Origin of the sequence: Bacillus sp. GMs2/2, from assembly GCF_050172095.1 — a bacterium.
Classification (GTDB): Bacteria; Bacillota; Bacilli; order Bacillales; family Bacillaceae_G; genus Bacillus_A; species Bacillus_A cereus.
Genome location: NZ_JBNLYE010000520.1, coordinates 1 through 2,292, shown reverse-complemented (window position 1 = coordinate 2,292; position 2,292 = coordinate 1). Strand labels below are relative to the sequence as shown.

Sequence of the window (2,292 nt, the reverse complement as noted above, 5' to 3'; positions counted from 1 at the left end):
CCTTAAAAAATCTTCTTATTTTTTCAAATGATATGGAACTGTCGTAATAACAACATTTCTTTTATAAAGTAAATACGCACGTATGAGTAAACTGGATTGATTATGAAGAATGTTATGCCAACCTTTTTTCGGAATGAACTGTGGTATAACGACCGTAACGCGGTAATTCGATTCACTTGCCTTATATTGCACTGTATCAATAAACTTTGTTAGCGGCTGAATAATACTTCTATAATGAGAATGTAATGTAACAAGCCTTACTTCAGGTTGCCACTTCTTCCATTTCTCTTCAAATTTCTTTTCCTCTTCTCTGTCAAAAGCAACATATACTGCGATAACTTGATCTGCCGAAAGAGATTTTGCATAGTTCAACGAATTTTCTACTACATGCGTCATACCTGCTACAGGAACGACAATTACATTCCCCTCAATTGGAATAAGAGGTTCGCAAGTTTTTAAACTTAATTGATCACCCACTGCATCATAATGCTTCTTAATTCGATGGAATAAGAAGATAATAACTGGTAAGAAAATAAGAATCGACCAAACTTGTGCAAATTTAGTTAAGAAGAACATGCTCATTACGATAAAACTAATAACTGCACCAATTAAATTAATCGTTAATCTTAAAGCCCATCCTTCAGGCTTTTCGCGAAGCCATTTTAATACCATCCCTGTTTGAGAAAGTGTAAATGGAATAAATACACCTACTGCATATAGTGGAATTAAATGTTCTGTTTGTCCTTGGAAAGCTACAATTAAAATAATCGAAGCAACTCCAAGTATAATAATACCGTTTGAGTAACCCAGACGGTCTCCTCTAATCGTAAACATTCTCGGTATGAATTTATCTTTTGCAAGGTTAACCGCTAATAAAGGAAATGCAGAATAACCTGTATTAGCAGCGAGAATTAATATTAAAGCTGTTGTACCTTGTATGAAATAGTACATGAAATTACGTCCAAATGTTTGTTCAGCAATTTGAGAAACAACTGTTACTTCTTTACTCGGAGTCACTCCGTAATAATAAGCTAAAAATACAATTCCTGAAAATAACACAGCAAGTAATGCACCCATTGCAAGCAATGTTTTTGCAGCATTGTTTGGCGCAGGATCTTTAAAGTTCGGAATTGCATTTGAAATTGCTTCAACACCTGTTAAAGCAGAACTACCTGATGCAAATGCTCTTAGTAATAAAAATAAACTAATCCCTGCAACTGGTGTACCAATCGGCGCATGTAAAGTAGGTGAAACATGACCAGTTAAAATATTATATATACCCACACCAATTAATATAAATAGTGCTAAAACGAATAAATAAACAGGATATGCTAAAACGGAAGCTGATTCCGTTACTCCTCTTAAATTTAATATCGTAATTAATATAACAAATATAACCGCAATAATTACGTTATGTGCATGTAAGCTAGGAAACGCAGACGTAATTGCATCTGTACCAGCGGACACACTAACGGCTACAGTTAAAATATAGTCAACTAATAAAGATCCTCCAGCAATTAAGCCTGGATTCATCCCTAAATTTTCTTTTGATACAACATACGCTCCCCCGCCATGCGGATAAGCAAAAATAATTTGTCGATAAGATAAAATAAGGGCTGTCAATAATACTAATACTCCAACAGCGATCGGAATGGAATACCAATAAGCGATCGCTCCAACACCTGCTAAAGCAATTAAAATTTGCTCTGGACCGTAAGCAACTGATGATAATGCGTCAGAAGATAAAATAGCTAAAGCTTTCGTTTTATTAAGCTTTTGTTCTCCAAGCTCTGTTGATTTTAACGGTCTTCCAATTAAAAATCTTTTAATAGATGAAACCAATGCTGTCCACTCTCCAATAATTTTGTACGAACTTTTCTGCTTGTTACAGCCAGTAAACTATTTCTTCAGAAAACAAAAAATGTCTACAAGCCATAGCGAAATAGACTTGTAGACATTATTTTTTTTGTCGCACAAGCTCCACCTTCCTTCTCAATATAACGCTTACGAGGTTAGCTGTCGGATTCGGGCCTATGAGTAGCCCTACCTTTTTCAAGGATTCACCCCATCGGATTATGTACTAATCCGTAAAAACGGGTCCCCCGTACCATGCGGTTTCAGCGATTTAGAAAATTGAAACTGTGGATTATAATACTCCTTTATTTTCAAAAAGTAAACAAAAATTTTTAATGAGAAAAAAATTAAAATAATTGTGCATAATCCACTGAGAAATATACATAATGAATACTAAAAAATCCACAAAGGAGACCCATATGTCTAAAGAAAAGAAGC

Annotated in this window: 1 protein-coding gene and 1 riboswitch; the gene reads right to left on the bottom strand. The window is 34.7% G+C overall.

Features of this window, described 5'->3' with window-relative positions; all coding sequences use genetic code 11:
* Positions 1–15 precede the first annotated feature (15 nt).
* Entirely contained in the window at positions 16–1,842 is a 1,827-nt protein-coding gene (locus ACQGS6_RS26880) for an APC family permease (RefSeq protein WP_000254884.1), read from the bottom strand.
* A gap of 144 nt (positions 1,843–1,986) precedes the next feature.
* Positions 1,987–2,133, bottom strand: a riboswitch (cyclic di-AMP (ydaO/yuaA leader).
* Between the last annotated feature and the right edge of the window lie 159 nt (positions 2,134–2,292).